The organism is Aequorivita sp. Q41, from assembly GCF_039831855.1.
Taxonomy (GTDB): Bacteria; Bacteroidota; Bacteroidia; order Flavobacteriales; family Flavobacteriaceae; genus Aequorivita.
Genome location: NZ_JBDPMS010000003.1, coordinates 100,623 through 120,169, shown reverse-complemented (window position 1 = coordinate 120,169; position 19,547 = coordinate 100,623). Strand labels below are relative to the sequence as shown.

Sequence of the window (19,547 nt, the reverse complement as noted above, 5' to 3'; positions counted from 1 at the left end):
ATATTTCTAAAAATACGTACCTTGCCGAAGGTGTAAATTATTGGCAACCTTACTTTCTTTAAAACACCTAATAATTTATTTCAAAATAAAATTTAAATGACTGAAAGAGTTAAACTTATTTGGGATTTTCGAGGTCCTAATGCAAAACCCATCGCTACCCATCATGCAAAGCACCTTACGGAATTTGCTGAAGCCGAAAAATTAAACAATACAATTTCGGGCCAAGAAGAAGTAACTGAAATGCATCATATTGCGTACCTAATTGTCGAAAAAAAGCACATGGATACTTTAAGAGAGACATTAAAACCCACACGCGGACAATTATATGATGAGGCATAAAGTATGCTTCAAAAATTATTTAAAAAACCAACCCTAGATTATTAAATTGATTGTGCTTCTAAAGTACAAAGCAACAACACTAATAAATAGAGTGTGAATTTTATAGAAACGGTAAAGCAAGTGTATACTTATTTCTAATAATTATAGTAATATTGCGCTGCTAATTATTTTAAAACAAATAAAATGAACTATTTAAAAATTGCTGTATTCTTTATAGGTATCTCTACTTTTGCCCAAGGTAAAGTTGGTGCTGTAGATGTAGATTTTATACTTTCAAAAATGCCAGAAATGACAACCGTCCAAACCCAATTGGAAACATATGGAAAACAATTGGATGTTGACCTTTCAAAAAAAGTTGCCGAATATAAAGCTCTGGCAGAAGAATATAAAACTGGTGAAGCAACTTTTACAGTTAAGCAGAAAAAAGAAAAACAAGATGCTTTAATAAACCTTGAAACAGATATTCAAAAATTCCAACAGAATGGCGCCAAGCTAATGGAGATTAAACAACAAGAATACTTACAACCACTTTACAAGAAAATTGGAGAAGCATTAGATAAACTTGCCAAAGCAGGAAACTATACTCAAGTACTGCAAACCACGCCAGACATGGTTTATTTAGACCCAAATTACGATCTTACTATTCCAATTCTTACTGAGTTAGGCATTACAATTACTCCAGAAGAAGAAGGGAAATAATTTCAGCCCTTTTCTAAAACACAAAAAACGTGAAGCTTTTAAGAGGCTTCACGTTTTTTATTTCTATGAATGCCATTAACTATATTTGATAATTAAGTAATATTGCCAAATGAAAGCTTTTGAAAGTTATTTTGAGCTTATATCAAACAAACCCTTTGGTAGCATTAACGATACTATTATAATTGATGGTGAAAATTATAATATAGCGCTTATTTGGAAAAGAAAACTTAAAATCAAAATAAAACGAGGGTTACCAATAGTACTAATTACAGGAAAGTCTGAAATAAAAAAATCGAAATTAATAAGTACAGTTAGCCGTTACCCACAATATAGTATCAGTGGAAAAAGAACAGCATTAACAGAAAAATTACTTTCAAACAAATATACCCCCGCCCTTCTTCACTTTCCTTTTTCCCGATTAGGAATAGAAAATAATCAGATTAGCTACAGTGCCATTATCAAAGTAAAAAACAAAAAACAGCTCGAAAAAATTATTAAATATTTTGAAGCCCTTATAGTTACAATTGAATAAGCGCCCAAAATCTATTATAAAGAAATTAAAAATAAAAGATCTCCTTAGTTCTAATTTTTACCTACTATAATTTGGGGATTCCTTTGTAATTGTAACATCATGCGGATGACTTTCATTGATTCCAGAAGCAGTTATTTTAATAAACCTTCCAGTTTCTTTTAAAGTCTCAATATCTTTTGAGCCACAATACCCCATTCCGGCACGCAGACCACCAATAAATTGAGTCATACTTTCCAGTAATTCTCCTTTATATGGAACACGACCTACGATACCTTCCGGAACCAGTTTTTTAATATCGTCTTCCACATCTTGAAAGTAACGATCTTTACTACCTTGTCGCATCGCTTCCACAGAACCCATTCCGCGGTAGGATTTAAACTTTCTTCCTTCGTAAATAATAGTTTCTCCGGGAGATTCTTTTGTACCAGCCAATAATGAACCAAGCATCACACAATCTGCTCCAGCTGCAATGGCCTTCGGAATATCGCCAGTATAACGAATCCCACCATCAGCAATAACAGGAACACCACTCCCTTTTATAGCCGCAGCCACTTCAAGTACCGCAGAAAACTGAGGAAAACCTACCCCTGCAACAACCCGCGTTGTACAAATAGAACCAGGTCCTATCCCCACTTTCACAGCATCTGCACCTGCATCAACAAGATACTTGGCAGCAGCTGCAGTTGCAATATTACCAACAACAACGTCTAACTCTGGGAATCTATTTTTAACTTGTTTTAATACCTCTACCACACTTTTTGTATGCCCATGCGCAGTATCAATTATTACTGCATCTATTTGTGCATTAACGAGTGCTTCAGCTCTTTCAACAGCATCTGCGGTTACGCCAAGTGCCGCAGCAACACGGAGCCTTCCGTATTTATCTTTATTAGCAATTGGTTTTTGAGTAAGCTTTGTAATATCACGAAAAGTAATTAATCCCAATAATTTCCCCGCGTCATTTACTACAGGTAACTTTTCAATTTTATTCTGTTGAAGTATTATCTCAGCTTCTTTTAATGAAGTTCCTTGTGCTACCGTAACCAGGTTTTCTGAAGTCATAACTTCAATCAATGGTCGCTGTAGGTTTTTTTCAAAACGCAAATCACGGTTGGTAACAATTCCTATTAATTTTCCATCTTCATTAATTATCGGAATTCCACCAATGCTATATTCCCGCATTGTTTTTTGAGCATCACCAACAGTATTCTCCTTTTTTAGTGTAACCGGATCAATAATCATCCCACTTTCAGCACGTTTTACTTTTCGAACTTCAGCCGCTTGCTCTTCAATAGACATGTTTTTATGAAGCACACCAATACCTCCTTCACGAGCAATAGCAATTGCCATCGCACTTTCAGTAACTGTATCCATTGCTGCAGAAACAATAGGAACATTAAGTGTTATATTTCGTGAAAACTTAGTGGCGATAGAAACTTCGCGCGGTAAAACTTCTGAATAGGCGGGCACTAAAAGTACGTCGTCATAAGTAAGGCCTTCCCCTAGAATTTTGTTATTGTGTGCAGTCATTGCAATTAATTTAGCTAACGGAGTTCCGAAAGTGATTATGGATTAATTGCGTGCAAATATACTACAAATTAATAAGAATGTCGCGCACATGAAAATTAAATAAACAGCAATTATTTTAATTCAATCTAAGCATAGATTACTGTAAATAAGGCTATTTATATTGTTTCCAAAAGTAACAATTGCTATTTTAGTTAAAACTTAACAAAAAAATTATGTCTATTAGATTGGGAAATAGTTGTATAAACTGTGAAAATTTACTCGAAAATAAACTTTGCAAAGTACATGGTGTGCAAGTAGACACAAGCTATACTTGTGATAGTTTTAGTATGAAAGCCGCATTAAAAGATGACCCCAACTGTGTTAGCTGTGCACGATACCAAGGTCCAACATGCGCAAACCCACAAAAAGCAGCTCCAGGAATGTTGTGTTCGCACTGGGCTCCGCAAAATGCTTCAGCCTAATGCTTTAAATTTTTACTTGAAACGTAGCATACCAAGTTCGTGGTTGGCTTGGGAGTATTCCGGGGCCAGGATATCCTGTTGCTCTGCGAGTAAAGTAACTATTGTCTAAAACATTATTAATTCCACTTTCAATTTTAAAACGGCTAAAACTATATGACAGGGAAAGGTCTAAAATATCATAGGCAGGTATTTCTCCTTTAATTCCACTTTGATCGCTAAAGTCTCGTTCAGCATTGGTGGCATCTGTAAATTGTTCACTTAAATAGGTATACTGAAGACTTCCTAAGAAATTTTTATACCCAAAATGCAATCCTGTTTTTAGATTTATCTTCGGAATAAATTCAACTTGTTTCCCTGCTACATTTTCTTCTTTTGAAGAAATATATTCACTTTCTGTATACGCAAGATTTACAAATGCATTTAGTCTAAAGTTAGTTCCTCCATTAAATGTTTCTAATAAATTCCAATCTATAAAACTTTCCAATCCATAAGTTATGGCATCGCCAATATTGGTGCGAAAACGCTCATATGGATTTATACTTCCCGCACGGCCAATAACCCCCAACCGGTTGTTATAACTCAGAAAAAAACCCCCAACATCATACGAGACATACTTGCCAAACCTTCCACGTGCCCCAAGATCAAAAGTAAATCCGTTTTCGTCGGTAATATTTGGGTCCACCACAAATGTTGGGCTAACCACACGTATATCGTTAAAGGTTACGGAGCGGTAATTTAAACTCACATTGCCATAAACCTCTACAGCTTTTGTTGCTTTATAAGCCAACCCAACACCAAACAACATAAAGGCACGCGAAAAATCACGATTATCTGTAAGGGTTTCATTTAAAATAGGATTCCCCGCCAAATCGAGTATTATATTTTTGTATTCTCCCTCGCTTTTTGTTTTTATGTATTCGAAACGAAATCCTGGCGTAACTGAAAGTTTTGAATTTATATTGAAAATATTTTCACCAAAAAAAGCAACATTTAGGTTTGGAAACGTAAAATCGCTTTGGCGTGTGTAATTAGGAAATTCTTCCGCAGCAAAACTAAAATCGGCACCACTTCCTACGGTTCCCGGCCCTTGGCGCTCACTATTATTGGATTGATAATATTTTCCCCCGAAAAGAATTGTATTCTCTTTGTTAAATAAAGTATAGCGGGTTAACAATCTAGCTTCCGCCCCCCAATTTTTAAATTTTCCTGAAATTAATTCTCTTGGTTCCTCCACATTATCCTCTTGGGAAACACGGTTTTCACGAAACCCAACAGATTTACGCGCAGCATCAAGGGCAAATAAATTTAAACTAAAATCTGTTTTTTTAGAAAAAGAATGATCCAAACGCAATGAATACAACTTCCAAGCTACTTTAAACCAGTTTCGGGTACGGTTGCTAAACGTTGGATCTTCTTCAAATTGCTTATCGGTTAAGCCACCTGCTTGCTGTGCCAAATAATCAAGATAGCTCATTTCAAAAGCAATTTTTGTAGCTTCAGAAAAACTATAATCTATATGTGCATACGCATTATGCGAATCGAATTGTGAGTTTGGACGAAAATCTTTTCCTGTTTTATAATTGTAATAGACGTAATAACCAACTTTTCCTACCGTTCCGCTTATACTATTAAAGCTATTAAAAAGTTCGTACGAACCCAACGATTGACGTGAAACCAATTCAATCTTTTTGTTTTTATTCGGTTCTTTTAATTTAAAATTTATAAGGCCACCAAATTGTGTTCCATATTGCAGTGAAGCTGCGCCTCGAACCACTTCAATCTCGCTAATTGCATCGGCTGGAGGGGTATAATAACTCTCCGGATAACCCAAAACATCTGCCGATATATCGTATCCATTTTGACGGGTGTTAAAATTTGCAGTTCTGTTTGGATTCAATCCACGGCCGCCAATATTAAGCTGTAAACCGCCATCGTTATTTTCATAAATATTTAAACCCACCACTTGTGCATAAATTTGACGCGCATTGTTTGTAGCTGTATTTGTTGTAAGATTATCCATCATCACTACTTCGCTCTTTTTTCCTGCGTAAATAGCGGTCCCTTCTACTTGTTTTAAACTTCGAAGTGCAAAAATTTCTTCTTTCCTTTTTGTAATAACTACTTCGGAAAGTTGCTCGCCCAAAAGTTTTAGTTCAAAATTTAGTATTGTGTTTTCGGAGATAGTTAAATTCTTTTTCAAGACTTCATATTCCATATTGAAAATGGCAAATTCATAGTTTCCAGCAGGAATATTTGAGAATTCGTAATTTCCAGAAGCATCGGCAATGGTTGATTTACCTAAGGAAATAATATAAATTTCGGCATATTCAATGGGGGCACCCCCTATTTCTGCAACTACTTTTCCTGCAACAGTAAATTGCGCAACAGCAGAAATACTGATAAAAAAGAAAATAATATTAATGCAATTTTTATAAAATCCTATCATTATATTTTTCTTAAAACTTCTTTTTACAATCCTTTAATTACGTCTCCAAATGGTAAAATCCATTTTTTTTGATAAAAAGACTCTTCTTCTTTCAACAAATCTACCGTTGGGTCTATGTACAATTCACTTAATCTTCCGTTGAGCGCAACATAACTTTCTGCATAAATCGCTATGTTTTTATGCCCTTGAGAAGCAAAATGCTCACCTAAATAATGTGCGTATTCCAAAATAAAATCAGGCTGGGTGCTCATTTGCTTTTCTTGGAAAGGAGTTAGAAAATCACTGTTATCCACATAAAATCGATTCCCACTTTTACCATCCACTATTTTAAATTGAACATAACCTGCTTTCTCCATTAGCATTACGCGCCATGAAAAGCGATACCCTTCTTCGCTCCAAAAAAGCTCGCTGGGATACGCTAAATAACGCCACGGCAAAAGTAACTGTACTATAAAAAATAGCGCTAAAATTGGGCGTAAAAAATTTCTTTTTATTTTATAATTTTTCTCTTGTGAAACCGCTATAATTTTCAAATAATTAATTCGAAATAGCTTTGAAATAAATTTAATAATTCGTTGGTGAATACCTGCATCAAAGAAAATGAGAGCGCTAACAATCATAATAAACGGAAACATTCCGATAGGAAATAAAACCCGAGTAAGCACATGAAAAACCACTACAAAAGCAAAAGCAAACCAACGTGTTGGCTTATAAAGCAGAAAGAAAGGAATTGTTAAATCGTAAATTACGCCGCTCCAACTAAAAGCATAATGCATCCATTCTTGCTGAAGCAGATTGCCTAAAAGTGGAATGTCGTATTTTGAAGGAAGCCATATTTTAAGCGGCATTGCTTTAAAAAGCCAATCGCTATTTAATTTAGCAAGACCTGCATAAAAATAAACAATACCCAATAATAATTTTACACTGTCTAGGGTCCATCTGGGAATTTTCTGAAAAGCTTTAGAAGGATTTTTATAGGCATCGATAGAAAAGTAAGCATTCGCAGGGAGAAAAATCATTAAAAACCCAACACAACTTATAAAGTAATAATGATTGAGATAGGTGGTTTTATCCATCAACTCTATATAGGTAAAACTTAAAAAAAAGAGAACAATGGAAATTCTGTATTTATAGCCTAAAGCAACAAAAAGGGATGCTATTCCGCAGACAATAAATAAAATGTAGGTATAGCCACCTATAGGTTTAATCCATTCAAAACCGTAATAACTAAAAAAGAATTTTGGTTGAATGTAAAGTTTTTCAATCCAACCATTTGCCCAAAACCGTAGGATGCTGGCAAACATCATAATTCCAAAAAAAACACGAAAGACCGCTAGTGGAGCGGCCTCAGTGGTTTTATTAAGATATTTTGAAACGGCTACAAACATTAGTCTCCGTCTGCATCTACATAATCTATACTTATATCCATTGCCTGAATCATATCTACTTTTAAGTAAATTACAATTCGCTGAAGTTCATCGTAAGCAGCAAGCATTTTTGAATTATCTGTTTCAATTTGAGATACAAAATCAGCGTTTAACTCCTTAGCTTTATTAGTTGCAATTGTAAATTGACTATTAATAAGTGCGCTTAAGTTTTCACCATTTTTGGTGGTATTCAAATACTCTAAATAGGTTTTAAATCCTGCTCCGTTTGAGGAACCGTTAAAACTTTTTCCATTGAAAAAATTTGCGCTGGCTTCAATTGCTTTCAAAAGTAATTCTTTCGAAATATCTTTTTTATAGAATGCCTCTACGTTTCCTGGCAACGGACTTCCCGAGAAAATTCCAGCAGGAATCCCTACTTTTCCAGCGCGAAGGGCTTTTTCAAAGTAAAAAATATAATCGTTAGTAAGCTTATCTACAGCTCCTGAAGCTGAAGCGCTGGTGTTTGCTATAAAAGCATCGCGAAACCCTCCTGTCCAGTCAGCAAGGACTTCTGTGTTTAAATCTAAAATAGTTTGTGAAAGTGCATTTAAATAGGCTTTGTAAGCTTCCGCATCGCTGTTTGACACATAAAAAGCTATTATTTCAGCATCTGTTTCCGCAAGACCATTAAGCATAAAATCTAATGCCGGAAATCCTTGAATATCAATATTTGAAGGTAATGCGAAATTATAGGTACCATTTAATATTGTTTCCTGAATTTTGGACGTATTGGCAGGGTACACATTCAATCTATTTCTATAACGAATTTCTTCTGCTTTGCCAATTTCAAACATAGAAACATTTTGAAAGGAAAGATACGCATCCTCCCAAGCGTTGCGAAGGTTTTGTAAACTTTCTAAAGAAGGAGAATTTGTAAAATTTGCAGTTACTGTCTGCATTTCAGCAGCTTTAGAGTTAAAACTGGTATAGGCAGGAATTATAATATTATCTGCCCAATTGGTAAGCATGGCGCCACGGTCGTAATTATTTGGAACTTCTTCTGGGTTATCACTATCTGTTGAGCAGGAAACTCCCATAATTAGCACTGCAATACATAGTACTCCAAATTTTATGTAATTCATTTTAAATAGTTTTAAAATTCAAAAAAACCAACCGATTTTGTTTTTGCAATCGGTTGGCTAAAATATGTTTCAAATAACAATTAAATACTAGTCGCTTGCGCCACTGTAAAGTTAAACTTTGCCGCTATAGCTTCAGATACTGCATCTAAAGTTTCTGGAGTAATGTTCCAAAATCCAGTATCGGCAGAATTCATTAGCATATCTAAAAGCGCATCAACTTCCGTTTTTGAGAAAAGTGGCGTCGTACTTTCAGAATTTCTAGTAAAACGAAGGCTATATACAAAACCATACGCTTCAGACAAAGCATGGAATGCTCCTTCTGGGTTTCCATCATTAATTTTTGCCTTACCAGCTTGTAAATAATAAATACCGCGGATGGCGATTACTTCAGAAATTTTTTCACGAATTATCTGAACTTGTGCATCACGTACTTCATAGTTTTTTGCAACAATTGCAGCTCTACCTAATTTAAAAGCATCAAAAATTTCAGCAGCAATGGTTGAAAAATCAGAGTCATCATTTACTCTACCTACATATTCATTTAAAAATTTATCATCCTCCCCAATCGTTAAATTTGGATTTTCTGGATTCGCGGAAGTCCCATATAAGTAGCCATACGCTTCATCCCACTTATGCTCCATTGTAGTATAAGGCTTGTCCTCTTCTGTGATTCCGTTGTCATTATTTTCACGATTATTTGCTTCATCAAGCACAGCCGTGCTTAAATAATTGTTTAAAATCTGGTCTGCCATTAAAGCACCTAAAAGGCTTTTTGCAAACGCTTGGTTGTACTCTAACCCTTTTGCACTTACGTAACGCGTTTTAGTCCCGTCTGCAATTTGTCCTGCCACTCCAGGTGCTGCTGCAACCATCGTATTAGGAAAAACTTCATTTACTTGAGAAGAAATATAATTCTCGAAAGTGGCTTTTATCTGAGCACTTTCAGTAGTGTTTGTAGCAAAGTAATCATAAGAAGCAGCTGTTTTACTTCGAATGTTTTTATCTGAAGCATTTAAATCTGCATCCGAAAAGTCATTGTCGCCAGTTTGATGATCAAACATCGCTTTTAAAGAAGCTTCGGTAGCATTATCAAAATCATTAAATGCAGTTGCAAGTTCACCAGCCATTAAAATTCGAGTCGTTTGCCCACTAAAACTCACTGTAGATTCATCACCCCGCATAAATGTGTACGTTGCTGGCGCTTCAACTAGATTATCTTCTACCAGGGTATCATCATCAGAGGAGCAGGAGATAAAAAATAGGGAACTTAAGAGGGATGCTATTACTAAGTTTTTCATCAATATATTATTTAGACTGAATTAAAATAGATTTGTTTTCAGCGGCAAAAATAATGGTCAGAATGAAACCTCACAAATTTATTTAGATTTAATTTAAATAAATTTCGGAAGTGCGTAGTATGCTTTATTTTGAAGAAACTTCTAGCAGATGTTTGTATTGCAGTCTTGCAACGCCAGCCCATTGTAGTAATAATTTTTTATCTTCTTCCGATAAATTTCCATGAATTAAGGTGTAGGATTGCAAAGGCATTTCATCGTCTTCCACCATCTCTAGAAATTCTTCTAGCTTGTGCTCTTTCTTTTTAACTGAATAATTTTTCCAGTCGGAAACATTAAAATGCTTTTTTCCATCCTTAATATGATCCTCTAAGAAAAATGAAAAAGGTGCAATTTCTGAATACCATGGGTATACGGTTTGATTGCTATGACAATCGTAGCAATTTTCTTTTAAAATAGCTACGACTTTGGGCGTAGGTTTGGTTTCAGTTTCAAACAAGGCAACGCTTTTATATCCTTCACTATTTTTTTCAGGGCGACAAAACTGTATGGCAACCAACGCTATTAGTGCCAAAATAAGGGTGATTTTTACAACTTTTTTCAACATTACTTTTTTTGTGAATTTAAAAAGAAAATAATTGCTTTACGAATATCGGCAGCAATTTCAGTTTGTTTTGGTGAATATATGTTTACGACACCTTTATTTTCAGGTGTTAAAAAAGGAATATCAAGACCTTTCAATAAAAAATCGCTAAAAGCAACACTATAAATTTTTTCTTCTAAAATTCGCTCTCCTTGAATTAACCACGCACCATTTAAATCTTGAGAAACACTATCTCTTTGTAAATAAGCACCAGTTCCACGTTTTTTTTCCCCATAATCAAGAACTTCTTTTAAAAGACTTCCTTTTAAATCTACCTTTAGAATGCCCCCACCAAAAGGCAACACCCTAAAAATATCTTTGGCGGTAATTGAACCAGAAAGCATATCGTCAATCCTAATGGAGCCTCCATTTACCAATGCTGCAGCTACCTCATTTTGAAAAGAATACGCCATTGCTTGTGTTATAATAGCACCCAAATTTGTTTGAATACCTCTACTTGCACTATCTGTGCCATCCAAGGGTGTCTCAGGGGTGTAAATCACCATATTAGGGTCATCAATAACTTCCTTTAATTTTTCATCCAACATACTGTTCCATTTAGAAACAATTTTTTCCACCTTTGCATTAGAGGCAGTGTTTTCATCAACAAATACAAGTTGTGAGTTGAGGCTGTATTTTTTAGTGTTTGTGTTATAAACAATTGTGTGCACATAAACACTTTTAGCATTTGCATCTGCCTTTGCAATGGCGGTTTCACCAACCTTAACAAGTGTGGCATTATGTTCATGACCTCCCATAATTAAAGGAATATGAGGTATAAGCTGTGCAATTTCTTTATCCTCATCAATACTTACATGCGTAAGACCAAAGACCAGATCTGCTTTTTCACTTGCCAGTTTATTGGCGCGAATAGCTTCTGTATAAACATCGCCATAATACACATAATCTTTAGGATTAGAAGGTAATGTTACGCTAATCATTCCAAATTTCATTTCATCGCCGTCTGGTTCTTTTACATGAAAAATTTCATAATCAGAAATTGGCTCCTTGGTTGAAAAAGGCTTAAGTCCATCTTCAGTTATATGACGCACATTTGCAGAAGTCCATTTAAAGGTAGATTCATTCAATCTTTTTTGTAAATCGGCTTCGCTAAGGTCAAATTCATGATTTCCAAAAGCCACCAAATCAAACTCCATAGCGTTCATTACTTCAACCATCTGTTTTCCATAAAGTCTTTCTCCATCAACCTTTAAAGTTCCTAACAGCGACGGATTTAGAAAATCTCCAGCCATATACAAATAGGTATTTGGAAATTGTGCTTTTATAGAATCGCGAATATGAGCAACACGCGCCATTCCTCCGTATTCCCCACCATTAAGTGGTGCAATTTCATACACATCATTAACTTGTACAAACTTTACGGTTACAAGCCCGTCACTTTTAGATTGGGTTTCTTTAGTTGCATCTAAAGTTGAACAGCTGCTAAAAAAAATTGCAGAAACAAGACAGAGCAATACTCTATTCATCTTAATGATATTTAGTGAAAATTTTTGTCGCTTCATTATAGGAGCTTTCAAAAGACATGGGGTTTATATTGCTTGAAATTTTTTCGGTTGTAAAATAACTTAGCATTTTTTCGGTAGGCATATTTCCTGTTAATTCATCTTTAGCCATTGGGCACCCCCCAAAACCTTGAATAGCTCCATCAAATCTTGTACATCCTGCCTTAAAAGCAGCATCCACTTTTTCATGCCAAGCGCTTGGTGTAGTATGCAAATGCGCCCCAAATTCTATATGAGGATACTTTGGGATTAAATTTGAGAATAAATAGGAAATAATAGCTGGCGTAGACGTTCCAACTGTATCGCTAAGCGAAAGGATTTTTACCCCCATTGCCGAAAGTTTTTCGGTCCACTCCCCTACTATTGCTACATTCCAAGGATCGCCATACGGATTTCCAAAGCCCATAGATAAGTAAGCAACCACTTCTTTGTCATTTTTATTGGCGAGGTTTAATATTTCCTGAAGTATCTCTAAAGACTCCGAAATTGTTTTGTGTGTATTCCGCATCTGAAAGTTTTCAGAAATAGAAAATGGATACCCTAAATAAGCTATTTCTGGGTGTTTTACAGCTTCTTCAGCACCTCGAACATTTGCAATTATTGACAAGAGTTTACTTTTAGTAGCCGAAAGATCTAGCTGGGAAAGTACTTCAGCAGTGTCTTGCATTTGAGGAATTGCCTTCGGAGAAACGAAACTTCCAAAATCAATTGTATCGAATCCACATCGTAAAAGTGATTGAATATATTTCACTTTTAGTTCGGTTGGAATCCAAGTTTTGATGCCTTGCATGGCGTCTCGCGGACATTCTATAATTTTTACTTCTTGCATTGCACCAAAGATAGCAATTCCTTTTGAAGGTTTGAATCCTTCATCTTTAAAAAAGAATTAAGAAATTACGGTACCACAATAAAAATAGCAATTCCTACAAAGACTACAATTTGCAACCATTTCAGAACAAAACCCATACTACGCCATTCTTTTAGCAAGCTTGAAATTCGTCCAGCTGCAACAGCAATACTACTAAAGGTTATAAAGGAAACAATCATAAAGATTATTCCCAATGTATAAAACTGAAAAATAGTATTTCCTTCTTTATCCCAAAGAAAACCTGGAAAAAAAGCTAGGAAGAAAATCATGACCTTCGGGTTTACCAAATTCATGATAACGCCCGTTTTAAAAAGCTGAGGGTATGATTTTTTTGGAGCGTTTTCGGTTAGGTTAATATTTTCATCGCTGCTATAAACTTTATATGCTAAATACAATAAATAGCAAGCTCCCAAAACTTTTATTCCATAAAAAATTTCATCAGAAGCAGTAATAATTGCTGAAATACCAAATGCTAAAAGTGACGTATGTACAATACAACCGCTAATTAATCCTGCGGTTGTTGCAATCCCACTTTTGGTGCCGTTTACCAAAGACTGTGTGAGTACATAAATATTGTCGGGCCCAGGAGAAATGGCAAGGGCGAGCGTTGCAATAGAAAAAGATAGTAAGGTTTCTATCATTTTTGTTTTAAAACAGCCTTATTAATTTGCGTTATCAAACCCGGACCTTCATAAATAAAACCCGTGTAAAGTTGTACCAAACTTGCGCCTGCAGCTAGTTTTTCTAGTGCATCTTCGGTAGTGTGGATTCCGCCAACGCCGATAATTGGAAAAGATTTATTGCTTTTTTCAGAAAGAAATCGAATTACATCTGTAGCTCTTTTAGATAATGGTTTTCCGCTTAAACCGCCCATTTCTTTTTTGTTTTCTGAAGTAATTCCTTCCCGCGAAATCGTGGTATTAGTAGCAATAACACCGTCAATTTTAGTGTCAGCAACGATTTCAATAATATCTAAAAGTTGTTCATCGGTTAAATCTGGAGCGATTTTTAAAAGAATAGGCTTTCGTTTTTCTTTTAAATTATTTTTATCCTGAAGCGTCTGTAACAAATCAGTTAATGGCTTTTTTTCTTGTAATGCCCGAAGATTTGGAGTGTTTGGCGAGCTAACGTTTACCACAAAATAATCCACATAATCAAAAAGCGCTTCAAAACAAATAAGGTAATCGTTTACAGCTTCTTCGTTTGGTGTTATTTTATTTTTCCCAATATTCCCACCTATTAAAACCCTTTTACGCTGTTCTAAATTGTTGTTTAACTTTAACCGTTCAACCGCTTCTACTACACCACCATTATTAAACCCCATACGGTTTATAATAGCAGCATCTTCTTTTAAGCGAAATAAGCGCGGCTTGTCGTTTCCGGGTTGTGGTTTTGGGGTAACGGTTCCTATTTCAATAAAGCCAAAACCTAAATTTGAAAGTTCTTTATAGAGCTTTGCATCTTTATCAAAACCTGCGGCCAGTCCAACTGGGTTTGGAAATTTTAAGCCAAAAAGTTCCCGTTCCAGCTTTGGGTTTTCAATTTTATAAATGCTTCGAAAAACAGCTCCAAAACCTATTTTATTAAAAAAACGAATTAAGGAAAATGTAAAATGATGAATTTTTTCAGGATCAAAACTAAAAAAAATGGGACGAATAATATTTTTATACATAGTTGAAAAATGTGTTGCAAAAATACACTAAACTATGTATTTGTTATTTTGAATATGCTTTATTTTGCATTGTAAAAGAAATGTTATGATAGAAAAACAACACATTATTGATCGCTTTACCAGTTATGTTACTATAGACACTGAAAGTGACCCAAACAGCGACACAACTCCAAGCACTAAAAAGCAATGGAATCTTGCTAATAAATTAGCGGAAGAGCTTAAACAGATAGGATTGGAAGACGTTACTATTGATGAAAACGCCTATATAATGGCTACTTTACCTTCAAATGTATCGCATGAAGTTCCAGTTATTGGTTTTATTTCACATTTTGACACCTCTCCTGATTTTACGGGAGCAAACGTAAAGCCACAAATTGTAGCAAACTACAACGGAAAAGATATTGTGCTAAATGAAGAAAAAAACATCATCCTTTCTCCAGATTATTTTGAAGATTTATTGCTTTATAAAGGCCAAACACTCATCACCACCGATGGCACAACACTTTTGGGCGCTGATGATAAAGCTGGGATTACTGAAATAGTTTCGGCTATGGAATACCTAGTTAATCATCCAGAAATTAAACACGGAAAAATCCGCGTAGGTTTCACTCCAGATGAAGAAATTGGTCGTGGCGCACATAAGTTTGATGTTGAAAAATTTGGTGCTGACTGGGCATATACTATGGATGGAAGCCAAGTGGGGGAATTAGAATATGAAAATTTTAATGCAGCTGGAGCAGTAGTTACAGTTAAAGGAAAAATTGTACATCCTGGATATGCAAAGGGAAAAATGGTTAATAGCATGTACATTGCAACAGACTATATAAATTCTTTGCCAAGACTTGAAACTCCTGAACATACCGAAGGTCGTGAAGGATTTTTTCACTTACATAATATTACGGGAACTGTTGATGAAACAAAACTACAATACATTATTCGCGATCATAATAAAACACACTTTGAAGCGCGAAAAGAAATGATCCAAAAATTAGCTAATGAGCTAAATGATCAGTTTGAAATGGAAGTAGTGACCGTTGAAATTACAGATCAATACTTTAATATGCGTGAAAAAATTGAACCCGTAATGCATATTGTAAAAATTGCAAAACAAGCAATGGAACAAGCAAATATTGAGCCTTTAATAAAGCCAATTCGTGGAGGAACAGACGGTTCTCAGTTAAGTTTTATGGGCTTACCTTGCCCAAATATATTTGCTGGCGGACACAATTTTCATGGGAGGTATGAATATGTGCCTGTAGAAAGCATGCTTAAAGCTGTCGAGGTGATTGTAAATATTACCAAAATTACTGGCCAAACAACTTTTAATACTGAGAATAGTAATTAAATAATTCGTTATGAAAAACATTGTATGTGCATTTTTAATGGGAGCATCCTTAATTGGATATTCTCAAGAGTCTGAAAATAAAGAATACAATACCCTTGGCAAACACGAACTTAGAATTGATGCGCTCGAGGCTTTAGCTTTTACAACTATTGAGATAAACTATGAATTTATTATTAGTAAATATTCAGGAGCGGGTGCTGCAATAAGCTTTAATTTGAGTGATGAATCGATTGAAGGCTACGGTCAGAATTTTGCTTTTACACCTTATTATCGCCAGTATTTTTTAAATAAAAAAGAATATGGAGCAAGAGGTTTTTTCGTTGAAGGAAGCATACAAATTGCAGCTGGAGAATATGAAGATTATTATTACAGTTATAATCCAATTACAGAAATACATTTAGAAGGCACAACCAATGAAAACTGGTTTGAAACCGGCATAGGTTTATCTCTTGGTCAAAAATGGGTGAGCAATAACGGCTTTATATTTGAAATTAGCGCAGGTGGAGGGCGCTATCTTTTGGGAACAGATTATGCTCCGGAAGCGTATTTTAGAGGTGGAATTTTAGTTGGATATAGATTTTAAAACCGAATCGTTTAGAATAGCTTTAATTAATATAAAAAAAACTCCCGCAACTATAAAAATAGTGAGGGAGTTTTTAAATTTAAAAAAGGAACAATTATTATTTCTTTTCTTTTACAGGAGCGTTTAGTTTTGCTGTTCTTTCCATAGAAATAGCAGCGCGTTCAAACTTTATTTTTCCAGCCCCGCATTCAATAATGCAAGTTCCGTCGTCATTTAGCTCTAAAACTTTCCCGTGCATTCCGCCATTGGTAATTACTTTATCGCCTTTTTTAAGTTGCGCGGCAAACTGTTTTTCCTGTTTTGCTTTTTTCATTTGTGGGCGTATCAAAAATAGATACATCACCAAAAACAATAATATTATAGGTAAAAAACTTTGTATTTGTTCCATAGTACTTTTTAGTAACCTAAATTTTAATTATTTAGATGTTGGAGTTTTTATTGGTGCCGCACCTTCTTTAGGGGTTACAAAAGCTTTAATCATTAAAGTTTCTGTTCCAGCTTTCGTATTTGTAGTAAGTGTTACAGTTTTACTAACTTGATTTTGTCCACTTCCATTAAATTTCACTAACATTTCACCTGAATCACCTGGTGCAATCGGATCTTTAGTATATTCTGGGATTGTACAACCACAGCTACTTTTTGCATTTACAATCATTAAAGGTGCTTCCCCATCATTTTTAAATTTAAAAACGTGCTCCACATTAGTTCCTTGTTCGATTGTTCCGAAGTCAAATTGATTTTCTTCAAAAGTGATTACAGGAAACTTTCCTGAGTCTGCATCACGGTCTGCTGCAGTGGCAACATTTTCTTCACTTACTTTGTCTGCTGCGTTTTCTTTACAAGAAGAAAAGGCAAATACAGATAGAATTGCAACTATTAAAACTGATTTTTTCATGATAATTAAATTTTTTATGTTTTTTAGCACGCCAAAAATAGGGATTTTTTTACTTTTATTGAAGCCCACGCCCAATTTTATTAAGATCACCACTTTCGGTATATTCCTTAACAATTTTATCTAAAATTCCATTGACGAAAATGCTACTTTTTGGAGTGGAATACTCTTTTGAAACTTCCAAATATTCATTAATAGTTGCGCGCACCGGAATGGATGGGAAGTATAAAAACTCAGCAATTCCCATTTTCAATATAATTAAATCGATATCTGCAATACGTTCTTGATCCCAATTGGGTGTCTTCCCTTCTATCTGCGCATTGAGTTTAGACTCATTCAACACTACTTTTCTAAAAAGTTGTATTGCATACTCACGATCTTCATCGTTTTTATACAATGCTGGAACTAAAAGCGAAGAAGCGTTTTTTTCCGAAAGTTTACTCAACATTTTAACGATTGCCGTATTTACAATTGGAAAATCATCAAGCCATGTTAGGCGTTTGTCTTCCAAATACTCATACAGCTTCTCATTAGGAGCAATCACTTCTTTATAGAGCTTTAATACAAAATCCTTGTCGTCTTTAAATGTTGTTTCACTTTTTAAAAGGTATTGCTGGTACCAATCTAACTGACGTAACTCATTGAAAATAATATTTACATACTCGCCGTCTAGCTGCCAATAATCGAGTTTTTTCTTTTCAATTATATCAATAAACGTTGTGTTTGAAGCTATAAGGTTTAATAATTTATTGTCCACAAAAATGCGGGAAGGATTTTTCTCTAATGCAGTGGCTAAATGTTTCTTTTGAGAGCGTGAAAGAAAACTTTCTGCTTGGTGTTGTAATGCAACTAATAATTGTAGCATTAATAAATACAGATCCAACATCTGGTCGATACTGTGATGTAAAAATTTTTCTTGCGAATTTATATTCGGATTTTCACGCTGGTTATAAGCGTAAATGGATTGTAAAACTTTTACTCTGATATGTCTTCTTGTAAGCATATTTGTTTTTGAAAGAACTATTTTAAAGAAACAACGCACAAGAAATCTCTTGTGCGTTGCAAAGATAGTGTTTTAGGAAAACTGAAAACTATTTTTCGTTTTTTCTTGCATCAATTCTTGCTTGCGCAATATTAAAAGCTGCTTGATGTGTTGTAATATTATTTATTTCAGCGTTTTTTAAAATCTCTAGCGTGGTATTATAAATATTTTCTGTCTTACGAATTATTTCCTTGCGGTCATAATTTTCTAATTCTGCATACACATTTATAATTCCACCAGCATTTATTAAAAAGTCTGGCGCGTAAACAATTCCTTTTTCACGAAGCATTTGCCCGTGTTTAATTTCTTCTGCCAATTGATTATTCGCTGCACCGGCAATCACCTTTGCGTTTAGTTGATTAATAGTAACATCATTAACTGTTGCACCCAAAGCACAAGGTGCATAGATGTCCATTTTTTCAGCATATATATTTTTTCCTTCATAAATCTGAACGCTATACTTATCGCGCACTTCTTCCAAACGGGCTTGGTTAATATCAGAAATATAAACCTTTGCTCCTTCGTTACTTAGGTTTTCTACCAAGGCTTCTCCTACATTTCCAATTCCTTGAACGTATACCACTTTATCTTCCAGAATATCTGTTCCGAAGGCATATTTAGCAGCTGCTTTCATCCCCATAAACACACCGTATGCGGTAATTGGCGAAGGATTTCCTGCGCCACCTTTAGATTCTGAAATACCAGTTACATAGGGCGTCACTGTTCGTACCAAGTCCATATCTGAAGTTGCCATTCCTACATCTTCGGCTGTAATATATTTTCCGCCTAATGAATGTACAAATTCTCCAAAACGCAACATAAGTTCAGGCGTTTTTTGAGTTTTAGCATCGCCAATCAACACTGCTTTTCCACCACCAAGGTTTAAACCTGTGATTGCACTTTTATACGTCATCCCTCTTGAAAGACGAAGCACATCGTTTAATGCTTCCCATTCGTTGGTGTAATTCCACATTCTAGTACCGCCTAAAGCTGGCCCCAAAACAGTATTATGGATACCAATTATTGCTTTTAAACCAGTATCTTTGTCATTACAAAAAACGATTTGCTCGTGATTGTCAAAAGACATTTGCCCGAAAACCGGGTCTATTTTATGAAGTTCGTTTGAATTGATTACCTCAGTTACCATAGCTTTTTAATTATTTTATTG

The 19,547-nt window shown here is 35.1% G+C and carries 20 protein-coding genes; 6 read left to right on the top strand and 14 right to left on the bottom strand.

Annotated elements, in window-relative coordinates; genetic code table 11:
- Positions 1 to 96 precede the first annotated feature (96 nt).
- The 3 genes from ABJ955_RS12220 to ABJ955_RS12210 all read left to right on the top strand — a co-directional run bounded on the left by ABJ955_RS12220 (position 97) and on the right by ABJ955_RS12210 (position 1,570).
- Entirely contained in the window at positions 97 to 339 is a 243-nt protein-coding gene (locus ABJ955_RS12220; protein WP_347374914.1) for a hypothetical protein, read from the top strand.
- A 183-nt stretch (positions 340 to 522) separates the two neighbouring features.
- Positions 523 to 1,038, top strand: a complete 516-nt coding sequence (locus ABJ955_RS12215) for an OmpH family outer membrane protein (RefSeq protein ID WP_347374913.1) — start codon at positions 523 to 525, stop codon at positions 1,036 to 1,038.
- 109 nt (positions 1,039 to 1,147) lie between these two features.
- Positions 1,148 to 1,570 (top strand): hypothetical protein, encoded by a 423-nt coding sequence (locus ABJ955_RS12210; RefSeq protein WP_347374912.1) that lies wholly within the window; start codon positions 1,148 to 1,150, stop codon positions 1,568 to 1,570.
- A gap of 57 nt (positions 1,571 to 1,627) precedes the next feature.
- On the opposite strand, the gene guaB is transcribed toward ABJ955_RS12210, so the two are convergent.
- A complete protein-coding gene (guaB, locus tag ABJ955_RS12205) occupies positions 1,628 to 3,100 on the bottom strand; it encodes an IMP dehydrogenase (RefSeq protein WP_347374911.1) in 1,473 nt (490 codons plus the stop codon).
- Positions 3,101 to 3,312: 212 nt separating this feature from the next.
- Between guaB and ABJ955_RS12200 the strand changes: the two genes are divergently transcribed.
- Complete coding sequence (locus tag ABJ955_RS12200) at positions 3,313 to 3,561, top strand: hypothetical protein (RefSeq protein ID WP_347374910.1); 249 nt, start codon at positions 3,313 to 3,315, stop codon at positions 3,559 to 3,561.
- A 4-nt stretch (positions 3,562 to 3,565) separates the two neighbouring features.
- Here ABJ955_RS12200 and ABJ955_RS12195 read toward each other — a convergent pair whose 3' ends face one another.
- From ABJ955_RS12195 to ABJ955_RS12155, 9 genes are all read right to left on the bottom strand, one after another.
- Positions 3,566 to 6,007, bottom strand: a complete 2,442-nt coding sequence (locus tag ABJ955_RS12195) for a TonB-dependent receptor (RefSeq protein ID WP_347374909.1) — start codon at positions 6,005 to 6,007, stop codon at positions 3,566 to 3,568.
- 23 nt (positions 6,008 to 6,030) lie between these two features.
- Entirely contained in the window at positions 6,031 to 7,395 is a 1,365-nt protein-coding gene (locus ABJ955_RS12190) for an HTTM domain-containing protein (RefSeq protein ID WP_347374908.1), read from the bottom strand.
- Positions 7,395 to 8,516, bottom strand: a complete 1,122-nt coding sequence (locus ABJ955_RS12185; RefSeq protein WP_347374907.1) for an imelysin family protein — start codon at positions 8,514 to 8,516, stop codon at positions 7,395 to 7,397. The genes ABJ955_RS12190 and ABJ955_RS12185 overlap by 1 nt, the downstream gene beginning before the upstream one ends.
- Before the next feature lie 80 nt (positions 8,517 to 8,596).
- Positions 8,597 to 9,814, bottom strand: a complete 1,218-nt coding sequence (locus tag ABJ955_RS12180) for a DUF4856 domain-containing protein (protein WP_347374906.1) — start codon at positions 9,812 to 9,814, stop codon at positions 8,597 to 8,599.
- A 124-nt stretch (positions 9,815 to 9,938) separates the two neighbouring features.
- On the bottom strand, positions 9,939 to 10,418 hold the full coding sequence (locus ABJ955_RS12175; RefSeq protein WP_347374905.1) for a heme-binding domain-containing protein: 480 nt from the start codon (positions 10,416 to 10,418) through the stop codon (positions 9,939 to 9,941).
- The gene (locus ABJ955_RS12170; RefSeq protein ID WP_347374904.1) at positions 10,418 to 11,977 is read right to left on the bottom strand and encodes a bifunctional metallophosphatase/5'-nucleotidase; all 1,560 of its coding nucleotides are present in this window, start codon (positions 11,975 to 11,977) and stop codon (positions 10,418 to 10,420) included. The genes ABJ955_RS12175 and ABJ955_RS12170 overlap by 1 nt, the downstream gene beginning before the upstream one ends.
- On the bottom strand, positions 11,943 to 12,806 hold the full coding sequence (locus ABJ955_RS12165) for a hydroxymethylglutaryl-CoA lyase (RefSeq protein ID WP_347374903.1): 864 nt from the start codon (positions 12,804 to 12,806) through the stop codon (positions 11,943 to 11,945). The genes ABJ955_RS12170 and ABJ955_RS12165 overlap by 35 nt, the downstream gene beginning before the upstream one ends.
- A gap of 65 nt (positions 12,807 to 12,871) precedes the next feature.
- Positions 12,872 to 13,486: a LysE family translocator gene (locus tag ABJ955_RS12160; RefSeq protein ID WP_347374902.1), complete on the bottom strand. Its 615-nt coding sequence runs from the start codon at positions 13,484 to 13,486 to the stop codon at positions 12,872 to 12,874.
- Positions 13,483 to 14,517: a quinone-dependent dihydroorotate dehydrogenase gene (locus ABJ955_RS12155; RefSeq protein WP_347374901.1), complete on the bottom strand. Its 1,035-nt coding sequence runs from the start codon at positions 14,515 to 14,517 to the stop codon at positions 13,483 to 13,485. The genes ABJ955_RS12160 and ABJ955_RS12155 overlap by 4 nt, the downstream gene beginning before the upstream one ends.
- Before the next feature lie 85 nt (positions 14,518 to 14,602).
- On the opposite strand from ABJ955_RS12155, the gene pepT reads away from it, so the two are divergent.
- Both pepT and ABJ955_RS12145 read left to right on the top strand, forming a co-directional pair.
- Complete coding sequence (gene pepT, locus ABJ955_RS12150; protein ID WP_347374900.1) at positions 14,603 to 15,862, top strand: peptidase T; 1,260 nt, start codon at positions 14,603 to 14,605, stop codon at positions 15,860 to 15,862.
- A 10-nt stretch (positions 15,863 to 15,872) separates the two neighbouring features.
- Entirely contained in the window at positions 15,873 to 16,445 is a 573-nt protein-coding gene (locus ABJ955_RS12145) for a hypothetical protein (RefSeq protein WP_347374899.1), read from the top strand.
- 97 nt (positions 16,446 to 16,542) lie between these two features.
- On the opposite strand, the gene yajC is transcribed toward ABJ955_RS12145, so the two are convergent.
- From yajC to ABJ955_RS12125, 4 genes are all read right to left on the bottom strand, one after another.
- Complete coding sequence (yajC, locus tag ABJ955_RS12140; RefSeq protein ID WP_347374898.1) at positions 16,543 to 16,833, bottom strand: preprotein translocase subunit YajC; 291 nt, start codon at positions 16,831 to 16,833, stop codon at positions 16,543 to 16,545.
- Between the two features lie 27 nt (positions 16,834 to 16,860).
- Entirely contained in the window at positions 16,861 to 17,340 is a 480-nt protein-coding gene (locus ABJ955_RS12135) for a DUF1573 domain-containing protein (RefSeq protein WP_347374897.1), read from the bottom strand.
- A 55-nt stretch (positions 17,341 to 17,395) separates the two neighbouring features.
- Complete coding sequence (gene nusB, locus ABJ955_RS12130; RefSeq protein ID WP_347374896.1) at positions 17,396 to 18,340, bottom strand: transcription antitermination factor NusB; 945 nt, start codon at positions 18,338 to 18,340, stop codon at positions 17,396 to 17,398.
- An 88-nt stretch (positions 18,341 to 18,428) separates the two neighbouring features.
- Positions 18,429 to 19,526 (bottom strand): Glu/Leu/Phe/Val dehydrogenase dimerization domain-containing protein, encoded by a 1,098-nt coding sequence (locus ABJ955_RS12125; RefSeq protein WP_347374895.1) that lies wholly within the window; start codon positions 19,524 to 19,526, stop codon positions 18,429 to 18,431.
- Positions 19,527 to 19,547 lie beyond the last annotated feature (21 nt).